Raw genomic sequence first — 16,420 nt, forward strand, 5'->3', positions numbered from 1 at the left:
CGGTGGCGCCATGGAAAAGAAATCCCAGATCGACCTGTTCGGCACCGTGGCGCTCACGGGGTTCGCGCTTTTGCTGGCTTTCAATCAGGTCGTCATCAAAGTCACCAACGGTGGCTTGCAGCCGGTGTTCTTTGCCGGGTTGCGCTCGCTCGGGGCTGCGGTCTGTGTCTATGGCTGGATGCGCTGGCGCGGGATCGCGCTACGCACGACGCCACGGGTGATGTGGCTGGGGATCGCTCTTGGCGGGGTTTTCGCGCTGGAATTCAGTTTTCTGTTTCTGGCGCTCGATCTGTCCAGCGTCGCGCGATCTTCGGTGATCTTCTACTCTATGCCCTTGTGGCTGGCGCTGATGGCGCATTTCTTTCTGCCCGGTGACCGTCTGACCACGATCAAGACCGTAGGGCTGGGTTGCGCCTTTACCGGTGTCGCTGTCGCGATCCTGACCCGTGCACAGGGCGGCGGCAGCCTTCTGGGCGATTTCTTCGCGCTGGGGGCGGCGATCTGCTGGGCTTTGACGGCGCTGGTGGTCAAGGGCACGGAACTGTCGAAGGTAAAACCCGAGGTGCAACTGTTCTGGCAGGTTGCGGTCTCTGCGCCTCTCCTGCTGGTCCTGTCGCTGTTTCTGGGCGATCTGGTGCGTGATCTGCAACCGATCCATCTGGCGGGGCTGGCGTTTCAGATCGTCGTGGTGGTCAGTGCGGGGTTTATCTTCTGGCTCTGGCTGCTGTCGATCTACCCGGCGTCCGGTGTCGCCTCTTTCAGTTTTCTGTCGCCGGTGCTGAGCGTGTTTCTGGGGTGGCTGCTGCTGGACGAGGTGGTTGGTCCGTGGCTGATCGTGGCGCTCGTCCTGGTCGCGGCGGGCATTTTCCTGATCAACCGTCCGGTCAGGTCCCGCAGAACGTCCGCGTGACCTTTTCATCGTCAGCCGGCGGACGGGCGTATTTCCTCGTAGCGTCGGTCAAGGCTGCATAGGGGGCGGTGACGGCGGCGAGCAAAGCGTGAAACGGGGCGTCATCGCCTGCCACGCCCGCCTGTATCGCCTGTTCCACGCGGTGGTTGCGCGGAATGATCTTCGGGTTGGCGCGACCCATAATTTCGATAGCGTTCGGTGTCTTGCGCTTGTCCCAGCGGGCTTGCCACGCTTCCAGCACATGGTGGCTTAGAAACTGGTCGTGCAAGGCGTCGCCCGACAGCGCGGCGAAACTGTTGGTGAAATCGGCCCCGTCTCGCTGCATCATCGCAAGGAACTCCGCGATCAGCGCGTCGTCGTCAGGGGTCGGATCTGCGATGCCAAGCTTGGCGGCGAAGACGCGGCGATAGGACGTATCGTAGATAGCTGAGAAGCCGTTGACGATTTCGGTGAACTCTTCGATGGCCGCGTCCTGATCGGGCATCAGCGGGATCAGACTGGTCGCGAATTGCGCCATGTTCCATACCGCGATCCCGGGCTGGTTCGAATATGCGTAGCGGCCATATTGGTCGATGGCGCTGAACACCGTATCGGGATGGAAGACATCCATGAACGCGCAGGGGCCATAGTCGATGGTCTCGCCGGCGATGCTGACGTTGTCGGTGTTCATCACCCCGTGGATGAAGCCCAGCCCCACCCAGCGGGCGACCAGATCGGCCTGCCGTGTCAGCACCGCGCGGAGCAGATCGGCGGGGCCTTTGGCATCGGGGTAGTGGCGCGCGACCGTATGGTCGTAAAGCGCGCGCAGGGCGGGCAGGTTGCCGCGCGCGGCATAGATCTGGAAGGTGCCGACACGGATATGGCTTTGCGCCACGCGCGTCAGCACCGCGCCGGGCAGGGGCGTTTCGCGCATTACGGTTTCGCCTGTGCGCACCGCCGCCAGCGCCCGCGTCGTGGGCAGGCCAAGGGCGTGCATCGCCTCCGACACCAGATATTCGCGCATCACGGGGCCAAGCGCTGCGCGCCCGTCGCCGCCGCGTGAATAGGGCGTAGGGCCGGACCCTTTCAGCTGTATATCGCGACGGATGCCGTCCTTGCCGACGACCTCGCCCAGCAGCACCGCGCGCCCGTCGCCCAGTTGCGGGTTCCAGTTGCCGAACTGGTGCCCCGCGTAAAGCTGTGCCAGTGGTGCGGCACCCTCCGGCACGGCATTGCCTGCGAAGACGGTCACCGCCTCCGGCCCGGTCAGGTCGCCCGAGATGCCCAGCGTTTCGGCCAGTTCTTCATTCACCGCAATCAGCGAGGGATCGGCAACCGATGACGGGCGCAGCCGTGTGAACATATCGTCGGGCAAGGCGGCAAAACTGTTGTCGAATGGGATGCGCATATTACAGCGTGTCCGTCATCCAGCGCGCGGGCGGCGCATCGGCAAAACCGACGCGCGCGCAGAACCGTGCAGCCGCGTCGTCACCCTCATCCACGCGGACGTGCAGCGCGTTCACGTCGGACTTGCCCAGCGAAACGGCGACGGCGTGCAGCACCTCTGTGCCGATCCCGCGCCTGCGGACCGACGGGCGCACGTAGATCTCGTCGACCCAGCCGATCATGCCGCCAGCGGCCACCGACCAGCCGAAGGTGACCAGCACATAGCCCAGCGGCGCACGCACCGGCCCGATCAGCCAGACCGCGCCCAGCGGGCTGCCTGCCAGCAGGGGGGCCGTGGCCTTGGCGCGGCGGTCGTCGTTCAGCACAATGCCGCGCTCGTCGTGAAACCGTGCCATCAGCCCCAGCAGGGCAGGCGCATGGTCTGGCCCGGCCAATGTGATCGCGGCGGTCACAGGCGGGCCAGTCGCGTTGCGAGCAGATCAAAGAACCCAGCGGCGTCGATATCGCCCATGAAGAGCGCATTGGCCGGGCGGTCGCTGACCCGCCACCAGTCGGCAACGGTCATGCCCAGCGTCAGCTGTGACTGCGTCTCGATCTCCACGTTGATGTGACGACCGGAAAAGAGGTCGGGCCGGAGCAGGTATGCGATGACGCAGGGGTCGTGCAGCGGCGCGCCTTCGGAGCCGTATTTTTCCTTGTCGAAGCGTTCGAAGAAATCGGTCCATGCGGCGACCATATCGCCGACCTTGGTGCCCATGGCACGAAACGCATCGACCCGCGGCTTTGTCGTCAGCGCTTTATGCGTCACGTCCAATGGCATCACGACCAGCGGCACGCCCGCGCCGAAAACGGCCTTTGCGGCCTCCGGGTCCACGTAGATGTTGAATTCGGCGGCGGGGGTGATGTTGCCGCCCTCGAAGAAGCCGCCGCCCATCAGGACGATCTCCTGTACCTTTTCCACGATGTCGGGCGCTTTCTGAAACGCCGTGGCGATATTCGTCAGCGGCCCGAGCGGGCAGAGCGTGACGGTGCCTGCCGGTTCGGCGCGCAGGGTGTCGACGATGAAATCGACGGCATGTTTGTCTTGCAAGGTCATCGTCGGGTCGGCCATCTGCGGGCCGTCCAGCCCGGTCTTGCCGTGCACGTGTTCGGCCGTGACCAGTTTGCGTTTCAGCGGTGCGTCGCAGCCCGCGAACACTGGCACGTCGGTCTTGCCGGCCAATTCGCAAATGATGCGCGCGTTTTTTTGCGTCAGGGGCAGCGGCACGTTGCCCGCGACTGCGGTGATGCCCAACACGTCGACATCCTCGGGCGAGGCGAGTGCGAGCAGGATCGCCACCGCGTCGTCCTGTCCGGGGTCGGTGTCGATGATGATCTTGCGCGGTGCCATGTCATGCCTCAGGTCTGTCGTGGATTGCCGGGACAGTGCCGTTTGCGCGGGGCAGGGGCAAGGCGAAAGCGGCGTCAGGCGCGCCCGTGCGCGCGTAGCCGCGCGAGGAGCGTTACCGTATCAGGATGCGCCGTTTCCAACGCGAAGACATAGGCGTGTGTGAGATAGAAGCACGCCGCATCCAGATTGTCGGCCTGATCGGCGGCCTCCGTATAGAGTGTCACCAGCGCGCGTCTGTCATCGGCGGCATGGGCCGCAAGCAGCTGCGCGTCCAGCGCGCTCATTCCGCGGCGATGGCCCGGCCCGCCTCGACCTGTGCCGCGACCCAATCGTGAAACAGATGCGTCGGCCCGTCCATCGCCGGGCTGAACCGGCCACCGTCGAAATGCGGCGCGCGACGGCCCTTCTGCATACCTTCAACGACAAAGATGTCTTCTTCGAACACGCCTTTCCACAGGGTCGCATTTCTGGCGCGCATCGCCGGATCGGTGTCCGGGGTGGCGTAGAACAGGTGCACGTGCTCTGTCGTGCGGTCCAGCGCATCGGGCTGCAGAATCAGCACGAAGCAATGATCGCGTTGCGCACCCAGCAGGACATTGGGATAGATCGCGACATATTCGGCACCTGTGTCCCATTTGGCGGAGAGACCCGCGAAATCGGGAAAGACCTGTCCCTCGTCGCCTTTCAACTGCCGGTAAACATAGGTGCCTTGCCCGGAAAACGCGCCCGGCTGTTCGATATGATAGTGATCCTCCAGCCGGGAATAGCTGTTCAGCCCGGGGTGGATCCACGGCAGGTGATAGCTTTCACAATAGTTCTCGACCGCGAGCTTCCAGTTCGTCGCCACCGCCAGATCGAACCGGCTGTCGTCGCCGCCGTGATAGAGTGGTTGATCGAATTCGGACCAGCGCGAAAGCAGGTCGGCGTGGGCCTCCTCGAACGGTGGGGCCTTGCCGTCGACGTTGATGAAGACGACGCCGAACCAGATGTGGCTGCGGATTTCGGTCAGCCCCAGCGTGTCGCGGTCAATCGCCGCATGGGTGTTGTGACCCGGCCCGCCCACATGCGGCGTGGATACGAGCTTGCCGTCGGTGGAATAGCACCAGGAATGGTATGGGCAGCGGATCGCGCCTTCGATCTTGCGCGGCTCGGACACCAGGATCATCCCACGGTGGCGGCAGATGTTCTGGAACACGCGCACAGTGCCGCTGCGGTCGCGGATCAGCAGCAGCGGAATGCCGAGAAATTCGATCGGTTTTGCGTCGCCGATCTCCGGCACATCGGCGGCGGCGGCCAGACCCGCCCAGTTAGCAAAAAGGACGGCGTGTTTTTCCTCTTCGAAAATACCTTCGTCGATGTAATGCGCGTTCGGCAAACCCTGCGCCCGGTCGAGCGGTTGCCGTACGACGGACAGATCGGTCTGGATCGAATCGCGGGGCATGGCGCATCTCCCTCGGTCAGTCTGGATAATTCAATAAATAGCCCAATGGGTCGCGACTTTGTTCCATGGGCGCGACTTCGGATTGTCACGGAGCGACACGGGACCAAGGCTGTTTCCTGCCAGATTACCGCCTTGCGCGACGCGGTTGTCCGCTGACAGGGGCGCGGGCCTTCGCGGTCAGCCATCGCCCGCCCATGACCCGGCCCGGAACGCGCGGCGCTGCGCCGTTTTCGGGCGGCTTAAACCGTGATGCTGGCGAAGGACGCAAACAGGGCAGAGGTTTTATTCAGAAGGCGCTGATGCCTTCGCATTTCCACATGGAGACTGAAAATGACCCTGAAGACATCCCTTGCTGCAACGACCGTCCTCACCCTGTCGCTGACCGCCCCGGCGTTCGCGCAGGCCGTGGATCCCGTGATCGATGTGAACGGGGACGGGATGTACAGCTTTCCCGAAGTGCAGGCGGCCATGCCTGACATGACGGAAGAGACTTTCGGCGTGCTCGACACCTCTGGTGACGGGCTGCTGGATGAGGATGAAATCACGGTTGGGATCGCTGCGGGTATCCTGCCTGCCGCGAACGGCTGACGGAGGGCTATCCTTCCCGTTCGGCCTGTGCGGCCCTTCGCGCTTGCCCCAATCGGGCGCGGGGGGCCGCACGTTTGTGTGATGGAACGATCCGCGCCGATGCGGGGTTGTGCCGACAACAAGACGAAAGGAAGTAATATGTACACCACTTTGAAAACTGCAGCCCTGGGCGGTATCGCCGTCGTCACCCTCGCGGCATGCGACGGCATCACGCCGACACCCGCCGCTCCGGCGAGCGCCGGTCTGACCTTTGCGCAGGCGCAGGCGCAGTACCCTGATCTGGGTCTGTCCGAATTCGCGGTGCTGGACACCGACGGCAATCAGGTGCTCGACGCGCAAGAGGCTAGCAATATCGCACGCAGCGAGAGCGATGCGACCAGCGCGCAGGATCTCAATATCGACAACGACGACAACTGATCGGCACGCTCGATCAGGACAAAAAGGCCCGCGGCATCATGTGTCACGGGCCTTTTTTTAATTCAATTCTTTAGATCGTCGCGTCCGCCCCACGCGACAGAGCGGCGACACCCGTGCGCGCCACTTCCTGCAATCCCAAAGGGCGCATGAGATCGGCGAAGGCGTCGATCTTCTCCGGTGTGCCGGTGATCTCGAAAACGAACGATTCCAAGGTGCTGTCGACGACGTTGGCCCGGAAAATATCGGCCAGCCTGATCGCCTCGATCCGGCTGTCGCCCTTTCCGGCGACCTTGAACAGCGCCAGTTCCCGTTCCACCGACGGGCCTTCGACGGTCAGGTCGTTGACCTTGTGCACCGTCACGATTCGACCAAGCTGCGACTTGATCTGGGTGATGATCTGCGGCGTTCCGGAGGTCACGATGGTGATCCGCGACCGGTGGCCTGTGTGGTCGATCTCGGCGACGGTCAGGCTTTCGATATTGTAGCCGCGCCCGGAAAACAGGCCGATGACGCGGGCAAGCACACCCGGTTCGTTTTCGACGATCACCGCCAGCGTATGCTGTTCGACACGGTCGCCATAGGCGTTCTTGAGGTCATAGGCGGAGTGGCTCGACGCGCCTTTTTTCAGTTTTAGCGGAGACATGGAAGCGCCCCTTTATTGGCGGAAATTACGTGTGTGAAAAGCGTGCACCGGGCGTGCACAGCACGTGCACCGGAAATGCGGGTCAGTCGGGTCATACCAAAGCCTCCCCTGCGCCGGAAATCGCGCCCTGGGTCGAGGCATCGCCCAGCAGCATTTCGTTGTGCGGTTTGCCCGACGGGATCATCGGGAAGCAGTTTTCGTGCTTTTCCACCAGACAGTCGAAAACCACCGGCCCGTCGTGGTCGATCATTTCCATGATCGCATCGTCCAGATCGGCGACATCGTCGACCTTGATCCCTTTGGCACCGAAGGCCTCGGCCAGTTTCACGAAATCGGGCAGCGCCTCCGACCAGCTTTGGCTATAGCGTTCGCCGTGCAGCAACTCCTGCCACTGGCGCACCATGCCCAGCCGCTCGTTGTTCAGGATGAACTGCTTGACCGGCAGGCGATACTGCATCGCCGTGCCCATCTCCTGCATGTTCATCAGCCAGGATGCTTCTCCCGCGACGTTGATCACCAGACTGTCCGGGTGCGCGCGCTGCACGCCGATGGAGGCGGGAAAGCCGTAGCCCATCGTGCCCAGCCCGCCGGAGGTCATCCAGCGGTTCGGCGCCTCGAACCCCAGATACTGCGCCGCCCACATCTGGTGCTGGCCCACTTCGGTGCAGATATAGCGGTCGCGGTCCTTGGTCAGCGCCTCCAGCCGGGCGATGGCGTGCTGTGGCTTGATGATGCTGCCGGTTTGCTCGAATTTCAGGCAGTCGACCTTGCGCCATTCGTCGATCTGGGCGTGCCATTTGGCCAACCCCTCGCGATTGGTCTTGCGGCCGTTGGATTTCCAGACCTTCAGCAGATCCTCCAGCACATGCGCCACGTCGCCGATGATCGGAATGTCGACATGGATCACCTTGTTGATCGACGACGGGTCGATGTCGATATGCGCCTTCTTCGACTTCGGACTGAAATCCTCGATCCGGCCGGTGATCCGGTCGTCGAAACGCGCGCCGATGTTGATCATCAGGTCGCAGCCGTGCATCGCCATATTGGCCTCGTAGGTGCCGTGCATCCCCAGCATGCCCAGCCATTTGTCGCCCGAGGCTGGATAACAGCCCAGCCCCATCAGGGTGGAGGTGATGGGAAAGCCTGTCGCCTCGACCAGCTCGCGCAGCAGCTGCGTGGCTGCATCGCCGGAGTTGATGACCCCGCCGCCGGTATAGACGACGGGCCGCTTGGCGGTTTCCATCGCTTTCGCCAGTTCCTTGATCGCCTCCAGATCGCCCTTCACCTGTGGGGCGTAATGCGTCTGCATCTCTTTGCGCTGGATGTATTTGCCGGTCGCGAACTGCACGTCCTTGGGAATGTCGATCAGCACCGGGCCGGGGCGGCCAGAGCGGGCGACATGGAACGCCTCGTGCAGGGTCTGCGCCAGCTGATCGGTCTCTTTCACCAGCCAGTTGTGTTTCGTGCAGGGCCGGGTGATGCCGACGGTATCGGCTTCCTGAAAGGCGTCGGACCCGATCATGAAGGTCGGCACCTGACCGGTCAGTACGATGATCGGAATGCTGTCCATCAGCGCATCGGTCAGGCCCGTCACCGCGTTGGTCGCACCGGGGCCGGAGGTCACAAGCGCCACGCCCACCTTGCCGGTGGAGCGGGCATAGCCCTCGGCCGCATGCACCGCACCCTGTTCATGACGGCACAGGATGTGCTGGATGTGGTTCTGCTGGAAAATCTCGTCATAGATCGGAAGGACCGCACCACCGGGGTAGCCAAAGACGACGTCCACGCCCTGATCCGTCAGAGCCTGCACCACCATTCTCGCGCCCGTCATGGGTTTTGTCATATCACTCGCGTCCTTCGCGTCACGTGTTTCGATGTCTCACAAAAAAGCCCCCGATTTTGTCGGGGGCGCATGGGAAGCTGTTATGGCTTTACCGTTACCGGCCCATGCGCTGTATTCCTAGAATGACGACGACAGTTTTCATCGTAAGGCCCTTTCGTGTGGCGCGACACTAGCCACCCCGATTTGCAGGGTCAACCGGGGCCGGTGGAGAAAATGTCGTCTGCGGGACATTTTTCGCAACTTTATTTCTGGCGTTGTCTCAGGCGTTTTCCCGAGCCCGCACGCCGGCCTGCGCGCGGTGCAAATGCGGGTGATCCACGGGCTGCTTGACGGAAAACGCGAAGCGCCGCGCGATGTCGCCATAGCCCAGAAACAGCGTGTTTTCATTGGCCGCGAGGTATTGCGCACGGCGTTCGCGGTAAAGCGCGGGGATCGCATACCACGGCGTCGCGGGGCTGGCGTGATGCACGATATGCAGGTTGTTGTTGAGGTAGAGCAGGGCGAGTACGGGATGTGTTTCGACGACGGCTGACCTTGCACCGACGTTCTCGGCGGCCTGATGTTCGGCGTAGGAGCGCATCGCCGTCAGCGACAATGCGGGATAGACGACGCACAGCGCATAGACCCAGAGCGGCATGGCGAAGACCTGCGTGACGATCCAGACGAGCGCCACGAGTCCCAGGGCGTGCAGCGCCCAGGCCAGCCGGACACCCGGCGCGCCCGCGCGCAGCAGCGCCCACTCGGTGCGCCCGAACCCGATGATCGTCAGCACCGGTCCGATGATCAGCCGCCCCACGAAGGTGTTGTTGAGCGCAAAGACATGCCGGGCGAAATCGCTCATCCCGTTGACCGCATCTTCGGGCCAGAAATAGCTTTCGGGGTCCTCGTAGGGATCGGTCAGATGTTCGTCGCGGTGATGCCGCAGGTGCAGGTCGCGGTAGCGGCGATAGGGAAAGACGGCGGCAAGTGGCAGGCTGACCAGCGCCTCGTTCAGCCAGGGCCGCTGCGTCGGGTGGCCGTGGATGGTTTCGTGCTGCAAGGATGTATGAAAGGCCGCCAGCACAGGCAGGGTCAACATGCCCAGCGGCCACAGGGCGGTCGTGTAGGCAAGCCCCGCCAGAAACCACAGCGCATAGGCCGCGGCGATCAACCCAAGCGTGGCCCATTCGACCCGCACCTTACCTGTCCGCACAAATGCCCCTTTGCGTTGCCTCTGTCAGAATGTCCGCACGCCACCGGTGCTGGACGGCCAGAGACTGAGGCAGGTGCGTCATTCTGTCAAGCTGCGCGGCGGGCAGGGCGATCTGCGCCTGCCGCGCGACGGCTCAATCCTGCGCTAGTTTGTCCTGGGTTTTCGTGTCGAAATCGCCTGCGTCATGGCGTTCGTGCAGCTGCCCTTCCGGGTCGCCCCACGTGCGGTTCACCATCTTGCCGCGCTTGACGGCGGGGCGTTCGGCGATAGCATCGGCCCAGCGGTTCACGTGGGCGTAGCTCGCCACGTCAAGGAATTCGGCCGCGTCATAGACCAACCCCTTCACCAACGCGCCATACCAGGGGAAGGTCGCCATGTCCGCGATGCTGTAATCCTCGCCACCCAGGTAGGCGCTTTCACCCAACCGCCGGTCCAAAACGTCGAGCTGTCGCTTGGCCTCCATCGCGAAGCGGTTGATCGGGTATTCGAATTTCTCCGGCGCATAGGCATAGAAATGCCCGAACCCGCCACCCAGATAGGGCGCGGAGCCCTGCAGCCAGAACAGCCAGTTCAGCGCTTCGGTGCGTTTCGCCGGTTCGGTGGATAGGAATGCACCGAATTTTTCCGCCAGATACAGCAGGATCGCGCCGCTTTCGAACACGCGCACGGGCGCGTCGCCGGACCGGTCCATCAGCGCCGGGATCTTGGAATTGGGATTCACGTCGACGAAACCCGATCCGAACTGATCACCTTCGCCAATGTCGATCAGCCAGGCATCGTATTCCGCCCCCGCGTGGCCCGCAGCCAGCAATTCCTCCAGCATCACCGTAACCTTCACACCGTTGGGTGTCGCCAGCGAATAAAGCTGCAACGGATGCTTGCCCACCGGCAGCTCCTTGTCATGGGTGGGACCCGCGATGGGGCGGTTGATGCTGGCGAACTTGCCGCCGCTTTCCGCATCCCATGTCCAGACTTTCGGGGGTGTATAGTCCTGTGTCATCTGCCGTCTCGCTTTCATTGCACTGCCGCAGATGTAGGGCGGGGGGCGGCGGGATGCAAAACACATCCCTGCGCGCCACTCTTCTTTTGGTCGGAAATACCTTGCAGGGGTGTGGGGATGCAAAATCCCCGCTTGGCCCGGCACGGGCCAAATTACCAAAAATGTCGTGCGGCGCAGCCGCTCCGCCGGGTCAAACCGCGTTACGCCGTCCAGGGGCGGGCCTGTTTGACGATCAGCACACCATCGCGATCCACCTTGAATTCGATCTCCATCGCGAATGTCTTGTCCGCCACGCGGTCGTAGGCGCGCGCGAAATGGGCCTGGATCGCGGTCATCTGCGCGATCAACACGTTGGTTTGCGACAGCGACAGGACCGCCCCGCCATCGGGCACCAGATTGCTTTCGCGGATGCGCAGCGTGACATAGTCCTGCAACGTCTCAAGCCCCGCGTTCTGCATGATCAGGACCTCCTCGGCTATCGTGTCGCCTTCGGGGTTGGTGACCATGTCTTCGCCGACCTGCGCGTTGACATAGAATCCGGGGAAGTTCGGGAAATAGATGTTCTGCGTGACCGCGACGCCGTTGACCAACTCGTCCTTGAAGTTGGGATGCACCAGCACGCCCATGGCACAGGCGAAATGGTCGATCCGGTGCCATTCGCGCTCCTCGAACGCGCGGAAGGTCCACAGGCTCGCCCAGACCTGCTTGATCGACTTGCCGATATGCCCCTCGTCGGCCTTGTGGGTATAGCTGTCGTAAAGCCCGGCGCCCGAAAACGTGGCCAGATCCTCGGCATTGGCTGACGACCGGCAGCGCGGCGTGATGCCGGGCGGGAAGCTGGCCTGCAGCACGCTCAGCGCGTCATGGATGTCTGTGGGCAAGGGCGCGTCCTTGATCAGGCGGCGGATATGCTTCAGCCGGTCGCGCCGGATGTCGTCTACCTCCACAAAGTCGAAATCGCCGATGATGGTGCGGATCGCGTCGTAAAGCCCGGTCTCGGTCATGAACCGGTCGTAGAAACTGTAGGGCACGGCAAAGCCGTCGGGTACCCGGTGCGGTTCCAGCACCCGGCGCAGTTCGGCGACATTGGCGGCCTTGGCCCCGAATGCCACGTGATCGGCGAAACCGATGTCGGACAGGGGCGCGATGCAGGTTACGGACAGATCGCGGGTCGGGGCGGGGCCCGCCGCCGGGCGCAGGGTGGCGAAATGCGCCTCCATCTGCGCGCGCGTCGCCGGTGCGACCGTCAGCCCATCCGCCGTCACGTCCAGCCGCACGATCTCGCCCAGCAGCGGTGCGATGCGCGGGTCCTCCGCCGCATCCGCCAGATAGGCGTTGGGTATGTCGTTCTGTTGCGCGCGCAGGTTGACGTGACTCAGCGGGGTTTGCGGCATTTCCGTGATCACCCCGGCCACGCGGGCCAGATCGTTGGGCAACCGCTGGAAGATCGCGATGTCGGTGGGGCCGGGGGGCCGGCCGCTTTGCCCGTCGAACACGTCGAGCCGCCCGTAGGTGACGCCAAGGTTCAGCGGGCTGTAGGCCACGCCGGCAAACAGGTCGTCGGTCTGGATCGTGCGGATGCCCGCCGCGGCGAACTGCGCCGTCTCGCGCTCCAGCAGATCGCGCTGCCCGTCGCCGGTCGGATGATAGGCGATGCGCCCGCGCGCGAAGGGCAGGGCGTCGTTGACCGCCCTGTACGCCATCCGCACCTGCGGGAAACGCACGATATCGGACGGCCAGAACTCCATCGTGTAGATGCCGGTTTCGCCCGCCGCGTCGGTATAGCTGTCGTGGGCGATGATCGAGCCTGCCAGAAAGCTGCGATCCTCGGCGAAATAGGTCAGGCGATTGAACTCCTGCACCGGCATGCGCTGCCCCAGCCCCAGACGCACAAAGTCATAGTGCAGCTGCGCCGCAGCCATGTTCATCAGATAAAGGATCGGCTGGCCGCTGCCGATGCCGGTTATCATGAACTTGACCTCGCGCACACCGATGGCACCGGGCACTGTGTCGCGATGGGCGAAATCCTCGAACCGGGCGCGGGTCGGCAGCATCAGCGCGCCATAGCGGTGCAGGTCGCTGCCTTGCGCCCGCCAGAGCATGCGCCGGTCCGGCAGGCGGTCCGCGTCTGCACCCAAGGGCAGCGGCGGGACGATGACGGCGTTGCGTCCAAGGCGGCTCATGCGGCACCTCCTGACAGGTCAACAGATCCTATCAGAAACCGGGGCCCTGCAAAACACCGTGTTCCAGCGCATAACGCGTCAGCCCGGCGGTCGAGCTGATCCCCAGCTTGCGCCGGATGTTGTTGCGGTGCGTTTCCACGGTGCGCACCGAAATATTCAGGTGTGCGGCCACGGCCTTGTTCGATTTGCCCTGCGCCAGTTCCAGCAGCACGGTCTGTTCGCGCCCGGTCAGCGGTTCGCGTCCGTCCGCGATTGTGGGTTTCAGCGATGTCGCGGCACCTGTGCATAGATATTCCCCTCCGGCCATGACGGCGGTGATCGCCGTGTGGATTTCCTCTGTTGGGACGTCCTTGAGCACGTAACCCTTGGCGCCATGCGACAGGGCGGTGGAAATATATTCCGGACTGTCGTGCATCGACAGCACCAGAATGCGGGTCTCGGGGCGAATTTCGAGGATCATCTCCGTCGCGGAAAGTCCTGAAATACCTGGCATATTCAGATCCATCAGGATCACGTCCGGGGCCAGAGCCAAAACCTGATCGACGGCGGCCTGACCGTTGGACAAAAGCCCCACGACGGCGATGTCGTCATAGCTTTCGAGGATCGACTGGATGCCTTCGGCCACCATCGGGTGGTCGTCGACGATGACCACGCGGATCATGTTGCGAACTCCTTTTGCTGGTCCTGCGCGCGCAGCATATGGGTCAGCGGCACCATGGCCTCGATCGTGGTCCCGCGGCGGCTGGTGTCGATCCGCAGCGTTCCGCCCAGCAGTTCGACACGTTCCTGCATGTTGCGCAGGCCCAGCCCGGCGCGGTCGCGGCCCGGTGCGATCCCGGTTCCGTCGTCGGTGATCCGCAGCACCGCGCCCTTGCGATTGCCTTTGAGCGTGACGGACACATGCGTGGCCCCGGCATGACGCGCGACGTTGGTCAGCGCCTCCTGCGCGATCCGGTAAAGCGAAATCCGGGCCTCCTCGTCCAGCCGGTTGCGGAAAACGACCGTCTCGAAGGCGGTGGTGATGCCGGTGCGCTGTTCGAAATCATCCGTCAGTGCCTGCAGGGCAGGGCCAAGCCCCAGATCGTCGAGCACACCGGGGCGCAGGTCGCGGCTGATCCGGCGGACCTCCTGAATGGCGCCGCCCAGACCGTCGATGCCCTTGCCAAGGCTTTCGTCGGCGCGGTCGTCGTCCTTGCCCAGCCGCCGCCGGGTCAGTTCCAGCGCATAGCGCACGCCGACCAGCATCTGCGAAATCCCGTCGTGCAACTCGCGCGCCACGCGGCCGCGCTCTTCCTCCTGCGTGTCGATGATGCGCTGGGTCAGCGCCTTGAGCTTGGTATCGGCAAGCCTGCGTTCGCGCAGGTTCAGCAGCAGACCAGAGACAAAGACGCCGATCACCGCGATGCTGGCGATCATGGCGATGTAGAACGACGTGCGGTTGATCCGGTCCTCCACGTCCGCGCGGGCGGTGGCCACGGTGTCGAGCACGTCGTCGATAAAGATGCCGGTGCCGATGGCCCATCGCCAGTCCTGCAAGCCGTTCACATAGACGATCATCCGTGCGACCTCGTCGGTGGATGGTTTGGGCCAGTCGAAACTGTGATAGCCGCCGCCCGAGCGCGCGATTTCGATAATTCGGTCGGTGATCGGCACGCCGTTGCGGTCTTCGAGACCCGACCAGTTGCGCCCGATTAGGTTCGTCTGGCGGGGGGCCACCAGATTTGTCCCGTCGTAGTCATAAACGAAGAAATAGCCGTCCTGCCCGTAAAGCATCGCCGCCAGTTCGCGGGTCACGGCGAGTTTGGCCGCGTCATCGTCGGGTGCCGCACGCCCGTAGGTGTTGATGAATGCGGTGCGCGCGATGGACAGGTAGTTGCGCAATTCTTCGCGCTTGGCGTCGATTAGCTGGGTCTCAAGCGCCGCAATCTCGCGTTCGGCCAGCTGGCGCGATTCGCGCGATACCACGAGGGCGATCAGCGTCACCGCAAGGATCAGCGGAACGGTGGCCAGCAGAAACACCTTCTGGCCATAGGATATGGCGAATAGCCCGGGCAGGCGGAAAGCGGGTTTTTCCATGCCACGAATCGTTAGCGGGGAATCGCCGCTTTCGCCACGCCGATTCGTGCCGTGGCGTCACAAATGCCTGCATCCGCGTGTCCGTTAGCGCCATCACCGGCGCGATCCTCTCCGAAAATGTGGTGGAAACGGCGAAACTACGCAGAACTACGTATTCCGATCCGAACCGGCATTGGCTAGCATCCGCCTACGAATTGATCAGCCTTACCGTGTGGGTCCGCCCGCCGGAGAGGTGACATAATGGGAGGAAACCAAATGGATCGTCGTTCTTTTCTGAGAAATTCCGCGCTTGGCGGCTCTGCTGCCGCTGCAACGGCACTGGCCGCGCCGGCCTATGCGCAGGGCAACCGGACGCTGACGCTTGTGACCACATGGGGCCGCGGCCTTGCCGGTGTGCATGACGCCGCACAGCGTGCCGCCGACACAATCACCGCGATGACCGACGGTGCGCTGACCGTCGACCTGAAAGCCGCAGGCGAGCTTGTCGGCGCGTTCGAGGTCTTCGACGCGGTCACGTCCGGTCAGGCCGATATGTACCACGGTGCCGACTATTACTTCGTCGGTCAGCATCCGGGCTATGCGTTCTTTACCTCCGTGCCGTTCGGCATGACGCCGCAGGAAATCTCCAACTGGTACTACCAGGGCGAAGGTCAGGCGTTCCACGACGAGCTGGGCCAGATCTTCGGTCTGAAGTCGTTCCTGGCCGGCAACACCGGTCCACAGGCCGGTGGCTGGTTCTCCAAGGAGATCGCGGGCCCCGAGGACTTCCAGGGTCTCAAGTTCCGTATGCCCGGTCTGGGCGGCGAAGCACTGGGCAAGATGGGCGCATCCGTGCAGAACTTGCCCGGCGCCGAGGTGTATCAGGCGCTGGCATCCGGCGCCATCGACGGAACCGAGTGGATTGGCCCATGGGCTGACGAAAAGGCCGGCTTCCAGGAGATCACCAAGTTCTACTACACCGCCGGTATGCACGAGCCGGGTGCAGCCCTGTCGCTGGCCACGAACCTCGACGTTTGGGAATCGCTGTCGCCGACGCACCAGAAGATCATCGAGATCGCATCCGGCGAGGCGCACCAGTGGAACCTGGCGCAGTTCATGAACAACAACGGTGCGGCGCTGCAGCGTCTGCAGGCCGGTGGTGTTAAGGTTCTGGAATTCCCCGAAAGCGTCTGGGACGCCATGGGTGCCGCCGCGAGCGAGACCCTCGACCAGTATGCGGGCGACGACATCTATGACCGTCTGCGCGCGTCCTACAACGAATCCATGGCTGCATCCTCTGGCTGGATCCAGAAGTCCGAAGGTGCGTATCGCGCCCAGCGTGACCGCGTCATGGGCTGACCCCGTACGGGTT

Annotated in this window: 16 protein-coding genes; 4 read left to right on the forward strand and 12 right to left on the reverse strand. The window is 63.4% G+C overall.

The window, feature by feature from the left end; all coding sequences use genetic code 11:
- Positions 1-10 precede the first annotated feature (10 nt).
- Positions 11-910 (forward strand): DMT family transporter, encoded by a 900-nt coding sequence (locus AC04PH_RS07965; protein WP_483065208.1) that lies wholly within the window; start codon positions 11-13, stop codon positions 908-910.
- Here the strand turns inward: AC04PH_RS07965 and AC04PH_RS07970 are convergent.
- From AC04PH_RS07970 to AC04PH_RS07990, 5 genes are all read right to left on the reverse strand, one after another.
- Positions 885-2,297: a protein adenylyltransferase SelO gene (locus tag AC04PH_RS07970; RefSeq protein ID WP_483065209.1), complete on the reverse strand. Its 1,413-nt coding sequence runs from the start codon at positions 2,295-2,297 to the stop codon at positions 885-887. The two genes, AC04PH_RS07965 and AC04PH_RS07970, sit on opposite strands and share 26 nt — an antisense overlap.
- 1 nt (position 2,298) lies before the next feature.
- Entirely contained in the window at positions 2,299-2,748 is a 450-nt protein-coding gene (locus tag AC04PH_RS07975; RefSeq protein WP_483065210.1) for a GNAT family N-acetyltransferase, read from the reverse strand.
- Positions 2,745-3,686, reverse strand: coding sequence for a nucleoside hydrolase (locus tag AC04PH_RS07980; RefSeq protein WP_483065211.1), 942 nt, complete (start codon positions 3,684-3,686; stop codon positions 2,745-2,747). The genes AC04PH_RS07975 and AC04PH_RS07980 overlap by 4 nt, the downstream gene beginning before the upstream one ends.
- A 74-nt stretch (positions 3,687-3,760) precedes the next feature.
- Positions 3,761-3,970, reverse strand: a complete 210-nt coding sequence (locus tag AC04PH_RS07985) for a hypothetical protein (protein ID WP_483065212.1) — start codon at positions 3,968-3,970, stop codon at positions 3,761-3,763.
- The gene (locus AC04PH_RS07990) at positions 3,967-5,127 is read right to left on the reverse strand and encodes an aromatic ring-hydroxylating oxygenase subunit alpha (protein ID WP_483065213.1); all 1,161 of its coding nucleotides are present in this window, start codon (positions 5,125-5,127) and stop codon (positions 3,967-3,969) included. The genes AC04PH_RS07985 and AC04PH_RS07990 overlap by 4 nt, the downstream gene beginning before the upstream one ends.
- 330 nt (positions 5,128-5,457) lie before the next feature.
- Between AC04PH_RS07990 and AC04PH_RS07995 the strand changes: the two genes are divergently transcribed.
- Both AC04PH_RS07995 and AC04PH_RS08000 read left to right on the forward strand, forming a co-directional pair.
- Complete coding sequence (locus AC04PH_RS07995) at positions 5,458-5,715, forward strand: EF-hand domain-containing protein (protein ID WP_483065214.1); 258 nt, start codon at positions 5,458-5,460, stop codon at positions 5,713-5,715.
- A gap of 138 nt (positions 5,716-5,853) precedes the next feature.
- Positions 5,854-6,132, forward strand: coding sequence for a hypothetical protein (locus AC04PH_RS08000; RefSeq protein WP_483065215.1), 279 nt, complete (start codon positions 5,854-5,856; stop codon positions 6,130-6,132).
- Positions 6,133-6,202: 70 nt separating this feature from the next.
- Here AC04PH_RS08000 and ilvN read toward each other — a convergent pair whose 3' ends face one another.
- The 7 genes from ilvN to AC04PH_RS08035 form a co-directional block, all read right to left on the reverse strand.
- Positions 6,203-6,775, reverse strand: a complete 573-nt coding sequence (ilvN, locus tag AC04PH_RS08005; RefSeq protein WP_483065216.1) for an acetolactate synthase small subunit — start codon at positions 6,773-6,775, stop codon at positions 6,203-6,205.
- Positions 6,776-6,866: 91 nt separating this feature from the next.
- Complete coding sequence (locus AC04PH_RS08010) at positions 6,867-8,618, reverse strand: acetolactate synthase 3 large subunit (protein ID WP_483065217.1); 1,752 nt, start codon at positions 8,616-8,618, stop codon at positions 6,867-6,869.
- A 259-nt stretch (positions 8,619-8,877) separates the two neighbouring features.
- Complete coding sequence (locus tag AC04PH_RS08015) at positions 8,878-9,810, reverse strand: fatty acid desaturase (RefSeq protein WP_483065218.1); 933 nt, start codon at positions 9,808-9,810, stop codon at positions 8,878-8,880.
- Between the two features lie 133 nt (positions 9,811-9,943).
- Positions 9,944-10,810 carry a glutathione-dependent disulfide-bond oxidoreductase gene (gene yghU, locus AC04PH_RS08020; RefSeq protein ID WP_483065219.1) on the reverse strand — a complete coding sequence of 289 codons (867 nt, stop codon included), beginning with the start codon at positions 10,808-10,810 and terminating at the stop codon, positions 9,944-9,946.
- A gap of 200 nt (positions 10,811-11,010) precedes the next feature.
- Positions 11,011-12,993 (reverse strand): PEP/pyruvate-binding domain-containing protein, encoded by a 1,983-nt coding sequence (locus AC04PH_RS08025; RefSeq protein WP_483065220.1) that lies wholly within the window; start codon positions 12,991-12,993, stop codon positions 11,011-11,013.
- 31 nt (positions 12,994-13,024) lie between these two features.
- The gene (locus AC04PH_RS08030) at positions 13,025-13,654 is read right to left on the reverse strand and encodes a response regulator transcription factor (RefSeq protein WP_483065221.1); all 630 of its coding nucleotides are present in this window, start codon (positions 13,652-13,654) and stop codon (positions 13,025-13,027) included.
- Positions 13,651-15,069 (reverse strand): cache domain-containing protein, encoded by a 1,419-nt coding sequence (locus AC04PH_RS08035; protein WP_483065222.1) that lies wholly within the window; start codon positions 15,067-15,069, stop codon positions 13,651-13,653. The genes AC04PH_RS08030 and AC04PH_RS08035 overlap by 4 nt, the downstream gene beginning before the upstream one ends.
- A 255-nt stretch (positions 15,070-15,324) precedes the next feature.
- Between AC04PH_RS08035 and AC04PH_RS08040 the strand changes: the two genes are divergently transcribed.
- Positions 15,325-16,407: a TRAP transporter substrate-binding protein gene (locus AC04PH_RS08040; protein WP_483065223.1), complete on the forward strand. Its 1,083-nt coding sequence runs from the start codon at positions 15,325-15,327 to the stop codon at positions 16,405-16,407.
- Positions 16,408-16,420 lie beyond the last annotated feature (13 nt).

The sequence above is a fragment of the Yoonia sp. KMU-150 genome, assembly GCF_056858355.1.

Excerpts from the sequence above, each read along its gene's own strand:
- AC04PH_RS07965 (WP_483065208.1), top strand. The coding sequence starts at position 11 with ATGGAAAAGAAATCCCAGATCGACCTGTTCGGCACCGTGGCGCTCACG.
- AC04PH_RS07970 (WP_483065209.1), bottom strand. The coding sequence starts at position 2,297 with ATGCGCATCCCATTCGACAACAGTTTTGCCGCCTTGCCCGACGATATG.
- AC04PH_RS07980 (WP_483065211.1), bottom strand. The coding sequence starts at position 3,686 with ATGGCACCGCGCAAGATCATCATCGACACCGACCCCGGACAGGACGAC.
- AC04PH_RS07985 (WP_483065212.1), bottom strand. The coding sequence starts at position 3,970 with ATGAGCGCGCTGGACGCGCAGCTGCTTGCGGCCCATGCCGCCGATGAC.
- AC04PH_RS07990 (WP_483065213.1), bottom strand. The coding sequence starts at position 5,127 with ATGCCCCGCGATTCGATCCAGACCGATCTGTCCGTCGTACGGCAACCG.
- AC04PH_RS07995 (WP_483065214.1), top strand. The coding sequence starts at position 5,458 with ATGACCCTGAAGACATCCCTTGCTGCAACGACCGTCCTCACCCTGTCG.
- AC04PH_RS08000 (WP_483065215.1), top strand. The coding sequence starts at position 5,854 with ATGTACACCACTTTGAAAACTGCAGCCCTGGGCGGTATCGCCGTCGTC.
- ilvN (WP_483065216.1), bottom strand. The coding sequence starts at position 6,775 with ATGTCTCCGCTAAAACTGAAAAAAGGCGCGTCGAGCCACTCCGCCTAT.
- AC04PH_RS08010 (WP_483065217.1), bottom strand. The coding sequence starts at position 8,618 with ATGACAAAACCCATGACGGGCGCGAGAATGGTGGTGCAGGCTCTGACG.
- yghU (WP_483065219.1), bottom strand. The coding sequence starts at position 10,810 with ATGACACAGGACTATACACCCCCGAAAGTCTGGACATGGGATGCGGAA.
- AC04PH_RS08025 (WP_483065220.1), bottom strand. The coding sequence starts at position 12,993 with ATGAGCCGCCTTGGACGCAACGCCGTCATCGTCCCGCCGCTGCCCTTG.
- AC04PH_RS08030 (WP_483065221.1), bottom strand. The coding sequence starts at position 13,654 with ATGATCCGCGTGGTCATCGTCGACGACCACCCGATGGTGGCCGAAGGC.
- AC04PH_RS08035 (WP_483065222.1), bottom strand. The coding sequence starts at position 15,069 with ATGGAAAAACCCGCTTTCCGCCTGCCCGGGCTATTCGCCATATCCTAT.
- AC04PH_RS08040 (WP_483065223.1), top strand. The coding sequence starts at position 15,325 with ATGGATCGTCGTTCTTTTCTGAGAAATTCCGCGCTTGGCGGCTCTGCT.